Source organism: Draconibacterium sediminis, assembly GCF_000949475.1.
Classification (GTDB): domain Bacteria; phylum Bacteroidota; class Bacteroidia; order Bacteroidales; family Prolixibacteraceae; genus Draconibacterium; species Draconibacterium sediminis.
Genome location: NZ_JRHC01000003.1, coordinates 362,215 through 382,690, shown reverse-complemented (window position 1 = coordinate 382,690; position 20,476 = coordinate 362,215). Strand labels below are relative to the sequence as shown.

General features: G+C 32.7%; 16 protein-coding genes. 15 read left to right on the top strand and 1 reads right to left on the bottom strand.

What is annotated here, in order from left to right; translation table 11 throughout:
- Positions 1 to 124 precede the first annotated feature (124 nt).
- From xerA to LH29_RS13930, 15 genes are all read left to right on the top strand, one after another.
- Positions 125 to 1,102, top strand: coding sequence for a site-specific tyrosine recombinase/integron integrase (gene xerA, locus LH29_RS14010; RefSeq protein ID WP_198152452.1), 978 nt, complete (start codon positions 125 to 127; stop codon positions 1,100 to 1,102).
- Between the two features lie 114 nt (positions 1,103 to 1,216).
- Positions 1,217 to 2,113, top strand: a complete 897-nt coding sequence (locus LH29_RS14005) for a hypothetical protein (protein WP_045030818.1) — start codon at positions 1,217 to 1,219, stop codon at positions 2,111 to 2,113.
- Positions 2,114 to 2,389: 276 nt separating this feature from the next.
- Positions 2,390 to 5,737, top strand: coding sequence for a tellurite resistance TerB C-terminal domain-containing protein (locus LH29_RS23875; protein WP_082063708.1), 3,348 nt, complete (start codon positions 2,390 to 2,392; stop codon positions 5,735 to 5,737).
- Positions 5,738 to 5,740: 3 nt separating this feature from the next.
- Positions 5,741 to 7,054, top strand: a complete 1,314-nt coding sequence (locus tag LH29_RS13990; protein WP_045030816.1) for an ATP-binding protein — start codon at positions 5,741 to 5,743, stop codon at positions 7,052 to 7,054.
- Positions 7,054 to 9,183 carry a DEAD/DEAH box helicase gene (locus tag LH29_RS13985; protein WP_045030815.1) on the top strand — a complete coding sequence of 710 codons (2,130 nt, stop codon included), beginning with the start codon at positions 7,054 to 7,056 and terminating at the stop codon, positions 9,181 to 9,183. Before LH29_RS13990 ends, LH29_RS13985 begins: the two co-directional genes overlap by 1 nt.
- A 38-nt stretch (positions 9,184 to 9,221) precedes the next feature.
- Entirely contained in the window at positions 9,222 to 10,550 is a 1,329-nt protein-coding gene (locus tag LH29_RS13980) for an ATP-binding protein (protein WP_045030814.1), read from the top strand.
- Positions 10,551 to 10,999: 449 nt separating this feature from the next.
- Positions 11,000 to 12,307, top strand: a complete 1,308-nt coding sequence (locus LH29_RS13970) for a hypothetical protein (protein WP_045030812.1) — start codon at positions 11,000 to 11,002, stop codon at positions 12,305 to 12,307.
- Between the two features lie 176 nt (positions 12,308 to 12,483).
- Positions 12,484 to 13,104 carry a hypothetical protein gene (locus LH29_RS13965; protein WP_045030811.1) on the top strand — a complete coding sequence of 207 codons (621 nt, stop codon included), beginning with the start codon at positions 12,484 to 12,486 and terminating at the stop codon, positions 13,102 to 13,104.
- A gap of 156 nt (positions 13,105 to 13,260) precedes the next feature.
- Entirely contained in the window at positions 13,261 to 14,688 is a 1,428-nt protein-coding gene (locus LH29_RS13960; protein ID WP_157493700.1) for a hypothetical protein, read from the top strand.
- A gap of 172 nt (positions 14,689 to 14,860) precedes the next feature.
- Positions 14,861 to 15,499 (top strand): hypothetical protein, encoded by a 639-nt coding sequence (locus LH29_RS13955; protein WP_045030804.1) that lies wholly within the window; start codon positions 14,861 to 14,863, stop codon positions 15,497 to 15,499.
- 33 nt (positions 15,500 to 15,532) lie between these two features.
- Positions 15,533 to 16,189, top strand: a complete 657-nt coding sequence (locus LH29_RS13950) for an HAD family hydrolase (protein WP_045030803.1) — start codon at positions 15,533 to 15,535, stop codon at positions 16,187 to 16,189.
- A 153-nt stretch (positions 16,190 to 16,342) separates the two neighbouring features.
- The gene (locus tag LH29_RS13945) at positions 16,343 to 17,422 is read left to right on the top strand and encodes a hypothetical protein (protein WP_157493699.1); all 1,080 of its coding nucleotides are present in this window, start codon (positions 16,343 to 16,345) and stop codon (positions 17,420 to 17,422) included.
- Between the two features lie 160 nt (positions 17,423 to 17,582).
- Complete coding sequence (locus tag LH29_RS13940) at positions 17,583 to 18,002, top strand: hypothetical protein (RefSeq protein WP_045030797.1); 420 nt, start codon at positions 17,583 to 17,585, stop codon at positions 18,000 to 18,002.
- 124 nt (positions 18,003 to 18,126) lie between these two features.
- Positions 18,127 to 18,417 (top strand): hypothetical protein, encoded by a 291-nt coding sequence (locus LH29_RS13935; protein ID WP_045030795.1) that lies wholly within the window; start codon positions 18,127 to 18,129, stop codon positions 18,415 to 18,417.
- Complete coding sequence (locus LH29_RS13930) at positions 18,395 to 19,822, top strand: hypothetical protein (RefSeq protein WP_045030793.1); 1,428 nt, start codon at positions 18,395 to 18,397, stop codon at positions 19,820 to 19,822. The genes LH29_RS13935 and LH29_RS13930 overlap by 23 nt, the downstream gene beginning before the upstream one ends.
- Positions 19,823 to 19,876: 54 nt before the next feature.
- Here LH29_RS13930 and LH29_RS13925 read toward each other — a convergent pair whose 3' ends face one another.
- A complete protein-coding gene (locus LH29_RS13925) occupies positions 19,877 to 20,452 on the bottom strand; it encodes a tetratricopeptide repeat protein (protein ID WP_045030791.1) in 576 nt (191 codons plus the stop codon).
- Positions 20,453 to 20,476: the final 24 nt, after the last annotated feature.

Sequence of the window (20,476 nt, the reverse complement as noted above, 5' to 3'; positions counted from 1 at the left end):
ATATGCGAAACACGCCCAGCAAGAAGTTCTCCTGATCCGGTTTCCCTATAACTTTTCTTTAAAGGAAAAATTAAAGCAAACATTTCCGGTACTGTGGAGCACGCAATTACGAAGCTGGTATGTTTTGAAACAGGATTTAGACTACAATCGGTTTATTCAGGAAATTAAGGTTTTTGCAGATATCGACGATTCATCATTAAAATTGAATACCCAGGCTGTTTATACGGCTCCTCTGAAACGAAATTACCGCTACCGTAATAACATAAAGCTTCCGAATGGGTACATAGAATTACTTCAACAAAAACGTTACAGCGAAAATACGATAAAGACTTACTCGGGCTATTTCAAGGACTTCATGCACTATTTTGAAGGCAGGGATCTATCGCAGATTAAATTGCAGGAAATAAATGATTATATCCTGGCTTTAATCCAGTCGGCTAATATTTCAGGGAGTGAACAAAATCAGCGTATCAATTCGATTAAATTTTACTATGAAAAGGTTCTGGGAAGAGAGAAACAATTGATAAATATTGAACGACCACGCAAAGAAAAAGCTTTACCCGACACGTTGAGTAAAAACGAAATTCGGCTTATTTTGGATAATACCGCAAATATTAAACACAAATGTATGCTTGAATTGATATACTCGGCAGGATTACGCAGGAACGAGGTTTTGCAAATGAAGTTAAAGGACATTGATTCGGAAAGGATGTTGGTTAAAATATGCGGAGGTAAAGGTCGTAAGGACAGATATTCGCTTTTATCTAAAAGTGTATTAACCCATTTGAAGCAGTATTTTATAGCGTATAAACCAAAATACTGGTTGTTTGAAGGCCTGAACGGAAGCCAGTACTCAAGTTCAAGTATTACACGGGTTTTAAAAAGATCGGCAATGAAAGCAGGAATTAAAAAAAGGGTTCATTTACATATGCTTCGCCACTCGTTTGCCACCCACTTACTGGAACAGGGGACTAACCTGAGGGTTATTCAAAACTTGCTGGGGCATGAGAGCATTCAAACCACCGAGATTTACACCCATGTATCGAATTTAGAGTTAACGAAGGTTGTAAATCCGATTGATGAGATAATAGACAACACATGAAAAATACCATTTACAAGCGTATATTATTAGAAATGACACATTTTGTTACAGATATGAAAAATATAATGTGCATAAATGATTTGTTATAGATACGTTAGCACCAATTTTAAAAGAATGAATTACTCTATATTTATAAATCAAATAATTGCTCCTGTCAAATTCGCTAATGAATTAATTGAATTTCTGTTGACAAGACATGGCGAATTTGAGATATCTATTTATGGTAAAATTGATGCTTCCGACAGAAAATTTCTGAAAGGAATAATTAAAAATCCATTCTTAGGAACACTAATCTTTAAAAGGTATGACCTACTCATTGACTCTAAAAAATATGAAACAATAAAAAGTAGAATAGAAAAATATTTTGAAAACGATTGGGGGCTAAAAATTGACGAAAATCACAAAGGTCTTTTTTCTACAAAAAACAAAGTTCTAGGTATTGACTGTATTGATGAAAAAGATAAACACGAAAAAGCAAAACTCTTTAATAAACTAATTAATAAAGATGTTATTGATAAATTTGAAATTATCGAAGATGACTATGTTGACCCATATTTTGAAAATGAAGAAAATCTTAATGTAGCGATGAAAAATTTGACAATAAATGAGTTTGTTAGTAACTACAATAAGAAAGATGGACTAAAAAAAGGCGGTTCATTATGTTTTTATGGACATTGGTTTGGCAGACCTTATGATAATTTCCACCAAATCGAGTCTTTATCCTTTGACAGTTCTACAAATAAATTGTCTTTGACTTTCGACGAAAAAGAAACGTTGATAATTGTTAATCCAAAGGAAATATCTGAATCGGAGAAGATATTGACAATAAAATCAGCTGACAAAATAATTTGGAATTGGTTTTCATATGGAAAATCTCAAACCAGCGAAAATTTATATTTCATTGAAATCAACAAAGATAGAGATGAATTAATTGGGAAATCAAATGTAGACTGGTATAAACCAGACTTTAATGATTTGTCAATTGAAGAACCTGCATTAGCATGGATATAAAATTAAAAATAAAAAACTGGTGCTAACAAAAGCTATATGTAATGCGGGGTCCAGCGGGTAATTCAACCGCAGTTCTTCGTAGCTGGCAACGCCAATTCGTCTTTGACGATTTGGCTATAAAAACAAAAATATGAATAAACGAATTGGCTCAGTGGCAGCCTGACAATGAATTGTTTCAAAGTCCCGCACTCCACATAGCCAAACCGTTACCTGCAAGGTTGAAAAAGAGAAAAAAAGTACCAAGAATTGACTAAAACCAAACCAAATAAAAATTGAATGACAGCTTCGATGAAGATTTTGTTTTGCCTACGCGCTTTTGCCCTAAGGGGCAATTGGGAAGCCCATGCACATTGCACACATTTGCAAATCGCACAGGCTAACGCACAAACCAAAATTTGCAAAAGAGTGCAATTTTTGCCAACGCTCAAAGACGCATTAAAATACATCATTACAATAATATTGTTAGTCCTTTCTATAAATGCTTTTACGCAAGACTACTATATCACTACTTCTGATTTAAACCTTCGTAGCGGAGCAGGAAAAGACTACAAATCACTATTAGTCTTATCAAAAGGAGACACAGTTCAATTGGTTGATGGAACAAGTAATTATTGGGTAAAAATTCAATATAAGGATAAAATTGGATATTCCTCTAAACAGTTTCTTCAAAAAATAGAAGTTCAAGAAGAAGCACAAAAGGAAGAAATTAGCGTTGAAAATGAAGGTAGTTCATATACTTTTCTTATAGTAATTATTGTCTTGATTTCAGTTTCAATAATTCTAACACAATTAGGAAAAAAGTACCGGAATTTGTCTTTAGCCAAATTTCTATCATTCTTTTTTGGAACGTTTGGATTTCAGAAATACTACCTCGGACAAACAAATAAAGGAACACTCTCAATCATGTTTTGCTGGACATTTATTCCAACAATAATTGGACTAATTGATTTTGCAAGGTTAGCATCAATGGATGAGGATAGCTTTAATATTAAATACAATGGAGGTTTTATAAAGTATAAGAACAGAAAGGAAAGAACACCAAAAGAATCTAAAAAAAAGGCTTCTGATAGAGGAACAAACATAAAGGAAAAGCAACAAGATGCAATTGAATATGCTACCTCGCTTTATAAAAAGGGATTATACATTGATGAAATATTGAACCAACTAATTGATGAAGGTTATAAAATGCCAAATGGTGACGACATTATAAATATTAATCAAGTAAAAATTCTTATTCGCAAGAGAATTCCAAATTCAAACTTTGAAGTTAAACCTAAGTTGAAGTCCAAAGAAAAACAAGGAAATATTGAAAATCCTGACTTAGGACATAACATAAGTGATGATGGTATCGAAATCGAAAAAGTTGAAACAAAAAAAGATAAGCCGGTTAATATTGACCAAGAAATTAAAGAAATAGCAGAAAGAGAATATCCCAATGACTTGATTATGCAAGAGCATACTTATACTCAACAAAAAGAATCAAAGTCTTTTATGTCAAAAACCACTGATATTGAAATTAAAAAGTATGCTATTAAGGAATACCCGAATGACTATTTCATGCAGGAGCATACATATAAACAACAAATTGAATCGCGGTATTTTATGCTCAAAACTACTGATAATGAAATACGAAAGTATGCAGAAAGCGAGTATTCGAACGATTATTTCATGCAAGAACATACTTATAAGCAACAATCAGAATCAAAATCATACATGGCAAAAACTACTAACAAAGAAGTTAGAGATTATGCCGAACAGGAATATCCAAAGGATTATTTTATGCAAGTGCATACCTATAAAGAACAAATTGCATTAGCCCCGCATAAAAGACAAAGAATAAATGACTACTATGATGAATCAATAATTGACATAAATTCCGAAAAATTTGACCTGACAGTTGAGCAGGCTACTCCTCAAAAAGAAAATCAATTAGAACCACCATATTGGAGCCATTCTTATGTGTATTCTTATGATGAAATAAACTATGCATCAAAATCACAAAAAAAATTCTATTTTCTATTTAGAGAAAAATTCCTTAACGGTGAATTTGTAGATATTCAAGGAAATACCAATTACGCTTTTATTCTATATTTCGACTTATTGAACGAATATGAGAACCACAAGGACATAAAATTGCTTGAAGAACAATTCAAGCTTTTGGGACAGATTTGCCCTAAAACAAAAAGCTACTCATTAATGTCCTTGCAAGATTTGCTTCGAAAAAGAACAGATTCTTATTCGGTAGATAAATTGCAGAATTTGCAAGAACCAAGCTACCAGTTTGAACATGGATATTCCGATTATGACCCCGATGCCTACAAATTAGGAAAACAATATAAAGACAAGCTCGGACTGAATAAACAAGAAGTTGCATGGTTAAATAAGTTTTGGAATCCCGACAACGTTTTTATCTCAATTGAAGGCTGTTGCATTACCACAATTAAACAATATCTTGTTGTATTAAAGAGCTTAAACAAAAAATTAAAATCCGATAATACTTCGGTTGCCAAAGAGGTTGATTTTTTCAAAGAGAAAATATTTGAATATAAAGAGATTGCCGATTCATATTGGGGCTATTACGATAAATCATATTTAAAACAACGAGTTGAATCAGAAATTTATCTGACCATTTTTAAAAGAGTAGAAAATTCAGTCAGAGAGTTTTATGGACATAAACGGAAAGTTGGAAGTACCCCTTTTTACGATTTTAAAGGTGAGTTTGAAACCCGAATTGGAAATTATGTCAATGAATTGGTAATTGAGCATCAGGACAAAATTGTTCTTCCAGACATTGAAACTCAGATTGAACTAAACGCACAAAACGTTAATCGTTGGAAAAATGACTTTACCGACCTTAAAACTTCGTTTCAAAAGGAAGAAAAAGACAAGTTTATTGAGGGAATTATTAATCTTGAAGAAACGAATCAAAAGAACCCAAACATTGAAAATATCTTTTTTGAAGCATCGAAATTTATTGCAAAATACGATAATGTACAATCATTAAAGTACTATGCGAAATACATCTATTATGATTTAAAATCAAAAAAGTTTGATAATAAAGAACTCACAAAAACGGTTCAAAAATCACTGTTCAAAACAGAAGAACAAATCAATGACTTTAGAAAGATTATTTCCGAACTGATTGAAACATCCGATATAAAAAAGGCGTTGGATGAAATTGCCAAAATCTATATTCCAAAGAGAAAGAAAATAAAACTTGACAAATCAGCCATTAAAGAAGTTGAACAAAAGCATGATGGAACAGTCGAACTTTTAAGCGAATATCTTGAAACCGAACAGGAAGAACCAAAAGTATCAGAAATTACAAATGATGAAAATGAGATTTCCGTTGTTCCAACCAATACAAATAACTCTATCTTTATTTCAGGTATTAGTATTGGGAAAATTCAGGAAGAATTGATTAAAAAGATTGTGACAAATTCGTTTGAGATTAACCAGGAAGCAGTTGACAAATTTGCGACCGAAAATGGTATGTTTAAAAATCAATTAATTGATAGCATAAATGAAGCTTGTGAGGAACATTTAGATGGAGAAGCACTGATTGAGGAAGACGATGAGAACTATATAATTGAAGAATCTTATTATAACGAAATAGCAGTTTAAAATATGGCATTAAAAATAAAAGCAAAAGAAGCAACCGCAATTATAAATTCACTTTCGGGTGGAGTTGTTCCCCGCATAGGGGTTCAACACATTACTGTTGGCAGAAAATTAGAAATTGAAGCATTTACTACAGCTCTTGACGATGTTAAAAATGGGCATAGCATGGTCAAATTCTGGATTGGGGATTTTGGTTCTGGAAAATCATTTATGTTGCATTTATTAAATACAGTTGCAACAAAACAAAAGTTTGTTGTTGCCAATGCCGATTTCACTCCTGATAACAGACTTTATTCAAACGACGGAAAAGCAGTTGCATTGTATAGTGCAATTATGGATAATGTTGCTATTCAAACAAAACCCGAAGGTGGAGCTTTGCCGACTTTGCTTGACAAATGGATTGAACAGGTTGTTGCAAAAACTGCACAGCTAAATAATATTCCGGTAACAGAAATCCGCAGCGAAAAATATTTCAACCTTATTCAGGGAAATATTATGCAAACTGTAAATGAAGTAACAGAAACCGGAGGCTTTGATTTTGGCGTGGTCGTGATTAAGTATTACGAGGGCTACATAAAAAATGATGAATATTTAAGGCGGAGTGCTTTAAAATGGTTAAAAGGTGAATACCGAACAAAAACCGAAGCAAGACAGGATTTAGGAGTTCGTGAAATTATAAATGATTTGAATTATTACGACATGCTCAAAAACTTTGGTCGTTTGTTTGTGAGCATGGGTTATAGCGGTTTTATGATTAATCTTGATGAAGCAATTAATCTTTATAAGATTTCAACCGCAAACATGAGAGCCAAAAACTATGAGAAAATCCTGACCATTTTCAATGATTGTTTCCAGGGAAAAGTTTCAAACTTGTTTATAAATTTTGCAGGCACAAAGGATTTTTTGGAGAATGAAAGACGTGGGCTTTTCAGTTACGATGCTCTTAAAACACGCTTAGAAACCAATAAGTTTGAAACCGCAGAACACCGTGATTTAGCTCAACCTGTAATAAAACTCGTTCCACTTAACCATAACGAAATATTTGTTCTCTTAAAGAAATTGAAAGAAATTTTTGATACAAACTACAGCATAAACATCAATATATCAGAAGGAGACATTCATCTTTTTATGGAAGAAATGTTTAACAAACCCGGAGCAGATGAGTTTCTAACTCCCAGAGAGGTTATCAGGGATTTCTTAAATATCCTGAGTATTTTAAGACAGAATCCACAAGCAGATAAAGCTTCTTTGATTTCGGATATTGAAATATCAGACGAAAGACCGGAGGAAAGTATTCTTGATTCAATAGAAGAATTATAATGTCTTATAAACTTTTATCAGAGCCAATTAGAAAATACATTCGTGATAAACGGTGGGAATCGTTGCGCCCGATTCAGGCTGCGGCAATTTCAAAAATAATAACAACTGATAATAACTACATCCTTGCTTCCAGAACAGCATCAGGAAAAACAGAAGCAGCTTTTTTGCCCATTCTCTCAAAAGCAGATTTTAATCGAATCGGAGTTCAGGTTTTATATATTTCACCACTGATAGCTTTGATTAATGACCAGTTTTTCAGGATAGAAGATTTATGCAAAGACCTTGAAATTAAAGTAACCAAATGGCACGCTGAAGCGAAAAAGTCGTTAAAAACAAATCTCATTAAAAATCCCAATGGTATTGTCTTAATTACACCGGAATCATTGGAGGCAATGTTTGTAAATGCTCCTTATAATATTTCTACTCTATTTGGCAACCTCAATTATATTGTGATTGATGAAATTCATTCATTTCTGGGAGTTGATAGAGGATTGCAATTGATGTCGTTGTTGTCAAGGATACAGCAGGTCAACAAATCACAAATAATTACAATTGGACTATCTGCAACAATTGGCGACGAAAATTATATTGAAGCAAAACGGTTAACCGGTAACATTTCAGAGACTAAAGTTTTACTTGACAGGACTAAGAAGGAAACAGAGGCGAAATTCAAATACTTTAAAAATAGCACAGCGGAATTGTCTTTAGATTTGCTAAAAGACTTGTACAAAGAAACGAGTTCAAATAAAGTACTTGTTTTCCCCAACAGCCGGGGTAGAACGGAGGAAGTTGCAGTAAACCTTCGGAAGATTTCAGACAAAGTAAATGGACACAAATATTATTATTCCCACCATTCATCGGTAGATAAAGAGATTAGGGAAAGTATTGAACGTTTCGCCAAAAGCAATGAACGATTTAATTTTTGTATTTCATGTACTTCTACTCTGGAACTTGGTATTGATATCGGTACTGTAGATAAAATTGTTCAAATTGATTCAACACATTCCGTTTCATCACTCGTGCAGAGAATTGGTAGAAGCGGTCGCAGGGATGGAGAAAAAAGTATTGTAAATATCTACGCAACTGATAAATGGAGTTTACTACAATCTTTAGCTTGCTGGCAGTTATACAAAGATGGGTTTCTTGAACCTATCAAAACCGCAGAGAAACATTATGACATCCTATTACATCAACTTTTGTCAATTGTCAAACAGCTTTCAGGCTGTTCCAAAACAGATTTAATAAAACGGCTGAAAAACAATTTTGCTTTTATCGCAATTGAAGAACAAAAAATAAATGCAATTATTGAAGAAGCCATTAAGTCAGATTATTTGGAAATTATACAGCGTGAAATAATACTTGGCATCGAAGGAGAGAACATTGTTAATTCGCGAGAATTTTACAGCGTATTTAAAACTGAACCAAGTTTTAAGGTTATTTTTTCTGGGAAGAAGATTGGTGATATTCCTTTCTCTACGCAGGTAAAGATTGATGAAAATATTTTGCTGGCAGCCAAAATTTGGAAGATAAAAGACATTGATTTAAAAGGGAGAAAAATCATCGTAATTCCTGCACGAGATGGAAAGAAACCAATGTTTTTTGGAGGTGGTGGCAATATTCATTCTAGAATAAGGGAAGAAATGCTGCAAATATTGAAAAGCAATGAAGAATATTCTGAACTTGATGAAAGCAGTAATTCCATTTTGGAAAAATTAAGATATGATTTCAAAGAATTTCAGATAAGCAATTTTAAATACGACAAGCCTGTTATTCAGAAAGAAGGCAAATTGGTTATTTATACTTTCACAGGAACAAAGATTAATAAAAGCTTACATTTCCTTCTCAGTTTAGCCGGACATGAGATTTCATTGAATGACCATGACAGCACGTTGGAGTTGTACATTGGAATTTCTGATTTTACAGATTTAGTTGCTGAAGTAAACAAAGCGTATCGCGCAATTGATGAACATTTGCAATTAGCTCTTGAAGAAAACGAATCATTACTTGGCTTCTCCAAGTGGGGGGAATTCTTGCCAATCAAGTATAAAATTGAAATTGTAAAAGAAAGATATTTCGATTTTGAAACAGCCATTGAGTTACTCAACAATATTGAATTAATTGAAAGCTAAATGAGATTTGAACAACAAAGTGAGATATATTTGTAAATATGCAAGAACAACAAAACATAGAATGGAAAGAAAGCTGGCGCGATGAATACCTGAAATGGATTTGTGGATTTGCCAATGCCCAGGGAGGCAAAATATATATCGGCAAAAACGATAAAGGTGAGGTTGTTGGCATTGATAACGCTAAAAAACTCCTTGAAGATATTCCAAATAAAGTTAGAGATGTTCTTGGTATTTTGGTAGATGTTAACCTGCATGAATCGTATAAAGGAGACTTTCTTGAAATCATCATTGAATCACAACCTTTTCCTGTTAATTTCAAAGGGCAATATCATTACAGAAGCGGAAGTACCAAACAAGAATTGAGGGGTGCTGCATTAGACAAATTCATGCTTGAAAAGAAAGGGAAGAAATGGGATGGCGTTCCTGTTCCGAATGTTTCTGTTGGTGATTTAAAGAATGAAACATTTGAATTTTTCAAGAAAAGAGCAATCGTCAGTAAAAGAATTGACGAAAGTATTTTAACCGAAGAAAACATCAGCATTCTTGAGAACCTTAAATTAACTGAAAAACCATATTTAAAACGAGCATCTGTACTCCTCTTTCATCCCGACCCTGAGAGATATTTTACAGGAGCATTTGTAAAAATAGGTTATTTCCAGACAGATACTGAGTTAATATTTCAAGATGAAGTAAAAGGAAATCTATTTGAACAAGTTGAAAAGACAATCGAAATTCTTTTCACCAAATACATTAAGGCAATTATTTCGTATGAAGGTATTCACAGAGTTGAAACTTATGAATATCCTAAAGATGCAGTCCGTGAAGCAATTTTAAATGCTTTAGCTCATAAAGATTATTCAATGGGTGTTCCAATTCAGATAAGTGTTTATGAGGATAAAATTATGATTTGGAATTATGGGCAGTTACCAGAAGATTGGACAGTTGAAAATTTAATGCAAAAACATTCTTCGATTCCATACAACCCTGATATTGCAAATGCCTTTTTTAGAGCAGGTCATGTTGAGTCGTGGGGACGTGGGACAATTAAAATTTTAGAACAATGTGAAGAACATGGACTGCCAAAACCTGAATTTGAGAATAATGGAAAAGACTTTTGGGTGATTTTCAGAAAAGATATTTATACTGAAACTTATTTGAAGAAACTTGGAATAAATGAGCGTCAGATTAAAGCTATCTTATATACCAAAGAAAACGCCAGAATTTCAAATAAAGAATACCAAAGTATTAATAATGTGTCGAAAAGGACGGCAACTAATGATTTAACGAAATTAGTAGAAGAATTTAAGATACTTAATAAAATTGGAACTTCTGGTGCAGGAATTTATTATAAACTAATGGGGCATTAATGGGGCAACGAGAGCTTAACAAGAAAAATTAAATAGTAGATTATCAATAACTTATGTAAGAATAAAATGGGCATTAATGGGGCAATAATAAAATTGCACAATGAGAACAGAGCCAGCCCACACAGCCAGGCACAATTGCAATTCGCACCAGCCATCACACAAACCAAAAATTGCAATAGAGCCTGTCTGTTTTCCATCGCTTTTTTTGCCAACCTGAAAAACAAAATCGAGACAGTGCTAATTTGAAAATTAAGAAGTTCTATGAAAGTTAAGACAAAACCCAGCAGGTAACACGTGTTAAATTTAATTGCCGGTGTGGTGGCATATTCCAACGTTTGTAGCTCGTATAAAATTCGTAGCGGTTTGAAAATGAAATCTCACGTAATCGGCAACTAAACTTAGCACCACCGTTAACGTAAATATTAAAAATGCAGTAGCACAAAACACACGTGAGTTTTATAGAAGACATAAAAACCAAAATTGGAGCTAATTCATTTTCAGAATTAGATAAGCTTTCAAATGCTGCATTTTCATTTAAAAATGGATTTCATTCAAATCCTCCATTGGGGACAATCTCATCAATAGAAGAATTACTTCCAAGACTAAATAAGATATCCGAACAATTTGAAGATGAAAAGATTGAGATAAGCCCAATTGATGTAATTAACATCCTATACAAATGCAAATTGGTCAAAGCCTATAAAACCTATGAAAAATATAACAAAAAAATAAGTGGGTATAATTTAGTTGATGAATTCAATTTTTTCATTCCATTAGAAAAGGGAGTAGAAAGTTTTGAAAATTTGGTTGATGAATATTCAGAAAGGCTAAAATCTCAAATGACTGAAAACACATTGATTATAGAAATAAATTCATTTCGAGGCAACAATTACGAAATTCAATCATTCTTTGACCATATATTTAAAGAATTAAATTATCCTTTTTCTGCGTTTATAGATGATAGGGAAATTCTCCAGTCCTATAAAGAAAATGTAGCTCTTGACGAATATAAACTTAAAAGAGCCAAAGACTATTTTTGTTCACCTTCAATTGGTTACACAGTTTATGGGTCTCAAAAATATTGTCGATGGAAATCAACAACTTGGTTGAAGACATTTATTTCCTTATTAAAAATTGGAGGATTTATATATCCAGGACAGATAGAATTTGGGGGGAACATTGCGACACTTCAAGCACCAACCTATCCAGTATTTCTGGGAAAAGCATCTAAAGGAGTCTTCATGTGGGATGAAGACAAAAAGGAACCACAAATTAAAATTCCGGACGGTTGTTTATGTCGTTCTTTTGGAAACAGAAGCATAACAAATATGTGGTTGGACGTTCGAAATTTTAAATTAATTAGAGAATTTATCCTGTCAAACAGAACCATATTCGAATCTCTAAATAACCCATGGAAGCAACATGTTCTTAGTGAAATAATACCCACCTTGGATATTTTAAGTTCGGCTGTTCATTCAACTGAAATCGGCGCAAAAATTTTACTGATTTATTGTTGTTTAGAACATCTGTTTGTTCCTACTGATGTCAGGAATAATAACAGAAATTTTATTGTAGATGGAATTAATCAATTAGACACAGAGTTAATTGACTGGTTTGAAAAATTATATAATTACAGGTGTGACTATTCCCACAAAGGTTATATCAAGGCAGACGAAATGGTAATTGATTTTATTAAAATATCAATGGCGAACACATTGAAATTATTGAGTTTAAAACTAAAAAATGGAGAAAATTAAAATACTTACGTTAACAAATTGTATATGGCAGGCGGGGGTTTTAGCGGTCTGACAAGTCAGACCTCGTGCCCACTTTCCTGCGGGTCTGACAGGATTTCTCTTCGAAATCCCGCCCGACCACATACAAGTGACCGTTGGCAGCAATGCTAAGAGACATAACTACAAACATTTAAGATATGGGATTAGATATTAATGTTTTTTCAAAAGGTATTTCATCAGAAGTAGTTCCGATTATAAAAAAACGGTTCCTTGACTATAATATGGAAATTGAGTTTCATCCTGATTTTAAATTTGAAGAAAAATCTGATAGTGGATTTTTACCAATTAAAATTGCTGGAAATAAAGGATTTTCTAAATTATATGAAAGTATAGACTTTGAGATTATAACAGGATTCGAATTACTATTTGGTGATTATGATTATGAAACAGCATTAAACGAGTCAAATGAATGGACTGAAACATCAAAAAAATCAATTATATCAAGACTTTTTAAATCAGAACAGAAATCGAAAAAGCAGAATTTTATTGTAAATGAATATATTGATAGTTTTCTCAAAAATTGCAAAAAGGATTATTTGATTAGTTGGCAGACCCATAATAAAAGTGAATTAAGGATTAGTTTGTTTTTTGCCGCATTTTTGGCGGAACTTTCAGACGGTGTGATTTATGACCCCCAGAATAATCGTTATTTAACGGGTGAAGAAGCATTAAAAACCTTTCCTACTGAAATTCTTGAATATGAAGAATCATTTACTCAAGAAAATTTTAAAGTTGAAAAATTTGATGAATGGAGATAAAAAGCACATGCTGCCAACAATGTATATACAAAATAGGCGTGATAGTAGTAATTTCAACGGTTGTAGCCCGCTTAAAAACTGTAACGGTTTGATAAGTTTGAAGCCCGCAATCGCCTACTTTGCATATACTCAACGTTAACGGTAATCTTAAACCAAATGAGAAAAGCTCAAATATTTAAAATATTACTAATAGTTTTTTTAATTGGGGATTTAACATATTCATTCCTGCAATTTTATCACACACCTCTCTATGGAGACATGGAAGGAGGTATTGTACCAGCAAATGACGTTCAGGAAATATTTAACGACCCGACAGGTATAAAAGCAATAATTACAAATGAAAAACATGTAAATCCAAATCGTTTCTTCTCGCATTACTTTTTTATGGAATATTTTAGAAATGTACCAATTCTTCTTCAACGTTTCTTTGAGCCAATAACGTCTGTTTATTTTTCATGTGCATTGGCGAAAATACTTGTTCAAGTTCTTTTAATTTACCTCTTAACGACAACGATTAGTAACGTAAAAAATATTTTAAATTATCAATTTCTAATAGTAGCTGCTTTGGTTACACCATTATTTCAAACCCATGGATATTGGAGTCGAATGGGAATAATAGATGTATCAACTGCTTATACTTTTTTCTATGCAGTTCCACTTGTGTTATTGGTAATATTTATAAAATCCTTCAATAACAGATTATACAACCTTGACAACAAACCTTTTGGTAAAAGATTATTCTATTTAATTCCTTTAGTTTTTATTTTACCGTTAAGCGGTCCGCTTATTCCTGGTGTAATTTTAATATTTTCTACCCTTCTCTTCTTTCATTACATCATTGATTTTAAAAGACATAGTTCTAACTCGATTCTTTCGTTTATTAAACAAATCCCGAAAGATGTATTATTTCTAATTTTACCAATTAGTTTTTTAAGCTTGTACTCATTATTCCTTGGATTTTATGATTCAAATTACGGCTCAGAATCAATTCCATTAATCGAAAGATATTTGAAATTGCCCGCTGGTATTTTTTCTCAAATTACACATTCATTTGGATTTCCATTAATGCTTACAATAATTGGAATTAATCTATTCATAATTCATAAAAAAAATAAAAACAAAGAAGCAGAAAAAATAATTCGGACTGTAAAATGGATAGGAGTATTTTCGGCAATCTATATTTTATTACTGCCTTTAGGTGGTTACAGACCTTACAGACCAATTATTATACGATATGATACATTTATGCCCGTAACCATTAGTTTGTTTTTTGTTTTGGGAGCAACGACATATTTTTTATATGGAAAAATGAAATCTAAAAAATATTGGATTTTTATTATTGCATCAATGCTCGTTTACACTTTTGCAGACATTTCAAAATTGGACGAAAATAAATGTGAAATACAAGCATTAAACAATATTTCTAATTCACCTGAGAAGGTGGTTGAATTATCTAACGATTGCAATATTATGTCGTGGGGTCAAATGACAGATTATAAAAACTCAGAATTAAAATCAGAATTATTGCTTCTTTGGAATATAACGAATGAAAAAAAATTATTTTATCAAAAAGACTACCGTTAACACAGTACATATTGCAGGGCGGGGTTTGGTGGTACGCCAACTGCGGATTCTCGCATCGCAGTTCCGTGTCCTTCGGACAGGAACGCTCTTCGAAATCCGCCCCGACAACATGTACCAACCGTTATCTTTCATTTAAACACACACGTAATAAACTAATTATCAAAACACAAATATGGATTTAATAAAACAAAACATTGGACTAACAATTTCAATCCTTGCAACAATTATTACAACTTTTTTAAGTATATATTATGGATTCAAAAGTGCAAGAGTTGCGAAGAAATTTGAAACTTTACAAATCATGACCAAAAGAATAAGCTGGGAAGAAGTTGAAATTGGGATAACCAAACTATTTGATGAGGTTGAAAAGAAATTCCATCCCGAAGCTGTTCTATGCATGTCGGAAAGAGGGGCAGCAATTATTACAATGGTTTATTCTAAATCAAAAAGAAATTTACCAGTTTTTATATCATTTTGGCAAAGTCAACACAAAAAACCAATCAATATGGAAGATACAGGATTTATAGAACTTGAAAGTAGAAATAGAAAGTTTTATTTACCGGAAAGCATATTGAAATTTAAAGGAAAGAAAATATTAATCATGGATGATTGGTCTTACTCAGGAGACGCTATGTGTCAAGTTTATTCATTTTTATCAAAGTCTGGAATTCCCGATTCCGATATGAGGTTTATGACTTTAGTTGCGTCCAATGTTGCGAAGAAAAAAGGCAAACCAACTCCTAATCAATTCTATTCTTATTATACGCGCAACGATAATGATTTTTATTTCCCTTGGGGCAAGGCAACTTAATTATCTGTTATTATTTTTGAAAAAAAACGTTATATGATAGCTGCATTAATTTTTGACATGGATGGTGTGATATTCAACTCTGAAGATATTATCGCAAAAGCTGGTGTCGAATTCTTCAAAAAACGAAATATAGTTGTTGATAAGAAAGAGTTTACCCCTTTCATAGGAACTGGAGAGTTTAATTATTTAAACGGAGTTGCTGAAAACTACAATTTTAAAATAGCAACTAAAGACAAGCTTGAACTTTATAAGATTTATAAAAAAATTGCTAAAGAAGAACTATCAATTTATAAAGGAATAATTGAGATAATAAATAAAAGCAAGAAGCAGAATGTTAAAATTGCACTTGCAACTAGTGCAGATATGAGTAAAGTTGAGATTAATTTTGGAATAGTAAATTATGACTATAAGATTTTTGATATTATCACAACCGGTACTGAAATAAAAAATAAAAAACCTCATCCTGAGATTTTTCAAATTACATGCTCCAATCTTAATATTAAACCTGAGAATTCTATAGTAATAGAGGATTCTCCTATGGGAATTTGCGCTGCAAAAAAAGCGGGTTGTAAATGTTTTGCCATAACAAATACTTTTGACACACATTATCTTACAGATGCAGATGCTATTTATTCGAACTATGACTTATTGATGAAGGAGATTTTCAAACAGACAAAAAACGAAAGATAACACCTTGTAAATTGCATTGCGGTTTTCGGGCTGACAACAAGGTTCTCGTCTCGCAACAACAACAAGGTTAAGTCCGAGAATTGTGTAAAGGATGTGACTTTAACTTTGTAAACTATGTGCCTTAACGAACATATAAAAAACTCCGAAATACTAATGGAAAATAAGAAAATATACAACTTAAAACAGATTCAATTTGCATGTGTTATTGGTTCGCCATTTGTTGCTGGGATTCTAATATCACACAATTATTCAAAATTTGGAGAAAGTAAAAAAGGCGTATTGTGGATTTTGATATGCACAGTTTGGACTCTTGCGCTATTTGGTCTAGCAATGCTAATCCCAGAAAATATTACTAGTCCAGGATTGGTTATTCCTCTAATAAATGGAGCAATTATTCATCTATTTGTCAAAAGATTTCAAGGTGAAAGAATAAGCGAACATTTTGAAAATAAAGGAGAAAAAAGTTCGAATTGGTTGCCTGTAGGCCTGACAGTACTGGTTGTAGCGTTAATATTTATTCCTGTAATACTTCTTGACAGAATCTCTAATGTAAATGATTATTTAAGAGCTGATTTTAATGGTAATGGTGTCTTTTACAATCACGAAATGACTATTGAAGAAGTTAATAAACTTGGGAATATCCTAATTAGAACTGATTATTTTAATTCCGAAAATCTGACCGAAGTAGTATTTGAAGATTGTGATTCAGTCATTGATCTAAAACTGGTAACTGATAAAGACTATTTTAATAATACTGAGTATTTAAATGAGATGCAATCCGTATTTAAACATATCAGCTGCTATGATTTTTCAAAACCTGTTCGTTTCAACTTTATGGATGAGTATCTCAAAACTGAAAAAAGAATTATTTTAAACCAAAGTGATAGCATTCAATATTTAATGGAGTCAGTACCTTTTGTCCAAAACAAAAATTTTAGACTTTTTTACGACATTATGATTCCAGAGAATGAAAGGTTAAAACTTCAAGATTTAATTTTAAGATTAAAAAACCTTTTCCCACATCAGTATCAAATTAATTTCATGTACGAAATTGTGGATGATTCATATATGCTTAGCCTATATGTTCCTAAAGTTGATTGGAACAAACCTCAGATTATGACTGATTCAAGGTTGCTTAAAAGTAGATTAAATCAAGCAGACTTTAATAAACCATTTCGACTCAGACTTTATGAGCATACTGAAACAAACTATGAAGAATATGAAATTAAATAAATTACGCCCTATAACAATGTGCCATATTGCATAGCGGGGTTTGGTGGTGTACCAACTGCGGCTCTCGCATCATCGTTCCGTCCTGCCGGACAGGAAAGAAGCTCCGAAATCCGCACCGCGAGATGCACCAACCGTTATGTTGTATTTTAAAAACTAAGAAATGAGCAAAATAATTCTATTCATAATTTCATTCACACTGCTTTTATCGTGTTCTGGAAAATTGACACCAAGACATTATAAAAGTCCTGAGAAATTCACTGGGGGATTCAATGACTTTAAATTGAATTTGGAGCAAAATGGACAATTAGAATTATTGATTGAGACTTCGATTGAAGAAAGTCAAAATGAAGCTGGCGCAACTTGGAGTACAAGACAAAAACGAGTAACTGGTAACTGGACATTGAAAAACCAAACAATAAAATGTAATTTCAATGAGCCCAAAGATTCCATCGATATGATTTTTAAAGGTTCTCCAATTGAAACATTTGTAGAAAGTGAATTAATCCGTTTTAATGACAAGCTGGACACTGTTTATATTTACGGGATACCATGTATTGAGGCAGACAAAGGTGAGAATTGATTAAAAAAATAAGAGAATAAAAATAATCGGCTATTACACGCTTAGTGCCGTAATGTTGATTTCTTATTGGCTTTTGGACAATTCTGAAAGACTAACGGAATTTTTAGAAAAAACCGATAGAGTCATGACAAATTGGGCTATGGGATTTTATGCGATGATTGGATTTGTAAAACTAGGACTTATAACAGCAGGACTTGCAATCCCGATTGTTTTAACGATAATGATAATAATAAAAAAAACACCACATAACACAGTACATATTGCAGGGCGGGGTTCGGTGGTTCGCCAACTGCGGATTCTCGTTTCGCAGTTCCGTGTCCTTCGGACAGGAACGCTCTCCGAAATCCGCCCCGACAACATGTACCAACCGTTAGCGGTAATCTTGAAATCGAATGAAAAAAGCTCAAATATTTAAAATAATTCTAATCATTTTTTTAATTGGGGATATAACATATTCATTCCTGCAATTTTATCACACACCTCTTTATGGAGACATGGAAGGAGGTATTGTACCAGCAAAAGACGTTCAGGAAATATTTAACGACCCGACAGGTATAAAAGCAGTAATTACAAATGAAAAACATGTAAATCCAAATCGTTTTTTCTCGCATTATTTCTTTATGGAATATTTTAGAAATGTGCCAATTCTTCTTCAACGTTTCTTTGAGCCAATAACGTCTGTTTATTTTTCATGTGCATTGGCGAAAATGCTTGTTCAACTTTTTTTAATTTATCTCTTAACGACAACTATTAGTAACGTAAAAAATATTTTAAATCATCAATTTCTATTAGTAGCTGCTTTGGTTACACCATTATTTCAAACCCATGGATATTGGAGTCGAATGGGAATAATAGATGTATCAACTGCTTATACTTTTTTCTATGCAGTCCCACTTGTATTATTGGTAATATTTATAAAATCGTTCTATAATAGATTATACAACCTTGACAACAAACCTTTTGGTAAAAAATTATTCTATTTAATTCCTTTAGTTTTTATTTTACCGTTAAGTGGTCCGCTTATTCCTGGTGTAATTTTAATATTTTCTACCCTGCTCTTTTCTCATTACATCATTGATTTAAAAAAACATAGTTCTAACTCGATACTTTCGTTTATTATACAAATCCCGAAAGATGTATTATATCTAATTTTACCAATTAGTTTTTTTAGCTTGTACTCATTATTCCTTGGATTTTATGATTCAAATTACGGCTCAGAATCAATTCCCTTAATCGAACGATATTTGAAATTGCCTGTTGGTATTTTTTCTCAAATTACACATTCATTTGGATTCCCATTAATGCTTACAATAATTGGAATTAATCTATTCATAATTCATAAAAAAATTAAAAACGAAGAAGCAGAAAAAATAATTCGAAGTGTAAAATGGATAGGAATATTTTCGGCAATCTATATTTTATTGCTGCCATTTGGTGGCTACAGGCCTTACAGACCAAATATTATACGATATGATACATTTATGCCTGTAACCATTAGTTTGTTTTTTGTTTTGGGAGTCACGACATATTTTTTATATGGAAAAATGAAATCTAAAAAATATTGGATTTTTATTATTGCATCAATGCTCGTTTACACTTTCGCAGACATTTCAAAATTGGACGAAAATAAATGTGAAATACAAGCATTGAACAATATTTCTAATTCACCTGATAAAGTGGTTGAATTATCTAACGATTGCAATATTATGTCGTGGGGTAAAATGACAGATTATAAAAACTCAGAATTAAAATCAGAATTATTGCTTCTTTGGAATATAACGAGTGAAAAAAAATTATTTTATCAAAAAGACTACCGCTAACACGGAACATATTGCACAGCGGGGTTCGGTGGTACGCCAGCTGGCGAACAGGCACTACAACCGAAAATCACTTTTCCACAAAGCAAACCTCTCCGGTTCAAATAAGGATTCAACTTCAGCAAGAAAGGTGGTAAAATTGGGCAATCCGCGTTGAACTTGTTTTGTGGTATCCGGCCCAACTCCTACAAACATTTGCTTTAACTCATTGGCCCGCACCATGGCAGCATCAACAAACTGATTTTTCTTTAAAGCCTTCATATATTGATAAATCAACCCGGGGACAGGAACAGCATACAAATAGCCGGGCTGTACATTTGTGCGGTAGATGTTTTTAAATGCCTCTTCTAACTTTTCCAATTTGCCGGCAAAAACCAAAGCCATTGCCAGACTGTACCAATCGTGCCGGTAGTTTCCTATTAGGCAAGCCTTTTCAAGATACTCCATGCTTTCATCGTATTTCTTACGTTTGTAAAGTGCTAATCCACACAAGCGGTTTGCCCGGAAAGCAATCTCCTTTTTCCTTGAATTTACCAATACCTGCCCTAGCTTTATCGCCTCCTGGTATCTTCCACAATTTAAAGCATGCTCTGCCTTATTTAATCGTTGGTTTTTAAACAGAACTAAATGCATCTTCAATCCTTATTCCTCAAAACT

Bases quoted from the DNA above. Each gene is read 5' to 3' on its own strand.
- LH29_RS14005 (WP_045030818.1), top strand. From the start codon at position 1,217: ATGAATTACTCTATATTTATAAATCAAATAATTGCTCCTGTCAAATTC.
- LH29_RS23875 (WP_082063708.1), top strand. From the start codon at position 2,390: ATGACAGCTTCGATGAAGATTTTGTTTTGCCTACGCGCTTTTGCCCTA.
- LH29_RS13990 (WP_045030816.1), top strand. From the start codon at position 5,741: ATGGCATTAAAAATAAAAGCAAAAGAAGCAACCGCAATTATAAATTCA.
- LH29_RS13985 (WP_045030815.1), top strand. From the start codon at position 7,054: ATGTCTTATAAACTTTTATCAGAGCCAATTAGAAAATACATTCGTGAT.
- LH29_RS13980 (WP_045030814.1), top strand. From the start codon at position 9,222: ATGCAAGAACAACAAAACATAGAATGGAAAGAAAGCTGGCGCGATGAA.
- LH29_RS13965 (WP_045030811.1), top strand. From the start codon at position 12,484: ATGGGATTAGATATTAATGTTTTTTCAAAAGGTATTTCATCAGAAGTA.
- LH29_RS13960 (WP_157493700.1), top strand. From the start codon at position 13,261: ATGAGAAAAGCTCAAATATTTAAAATATTACTAATAGTTTTTTTAATT.
- LH29_RS13955 (WP_045030804.1), top strand. From the start codon at position 14,861: ATGGATTTAATAAAACAAAACATTGGACTAACAATTTCAATCCTTGCA.
- LH29_RS13950 (WP_045030803.1), top strand. From the start codon at position 15,533: ATGATAGCTGCATTAATTTTTGACATGGATGGTGTGATATTCAACTCT.
- LH29_RS13945 (WP_157493699.1), top strand. From the start codon at position 16,343: ATGGAAAATAAGAAAATATACAACTTAAAACAGATTCAATTTGCATGT.
- LH29_RS13940 (WP_045030797.1), top strand. From the start codon at position 17,583: ATGAGCAAAATAATTCTATTCATAATTTCATTCACACTGCTTTTATCG.
- LH29_RS13935 (WP_045030795.1), top strand. From the start codon at position 18,127: ATGACAAATTGGGCTATGGGATTTTATGCGATGATTGGATTTGTAAAA.
- LH29_RS13930 (WP_045030793.1), top strand. From the start codon at position 18,395: ATGAAAAAAGCTCAAATATTTAAAATAATTCTAATCATTTTTTTAATT.
- LH29_RS13925 (WP_045030791.1), bottom strand. From the start codon at position 20,452: ATGCATTTAGTTCTGTTTAAAAACCAACGATTAAATAAGGCAGAGCAT.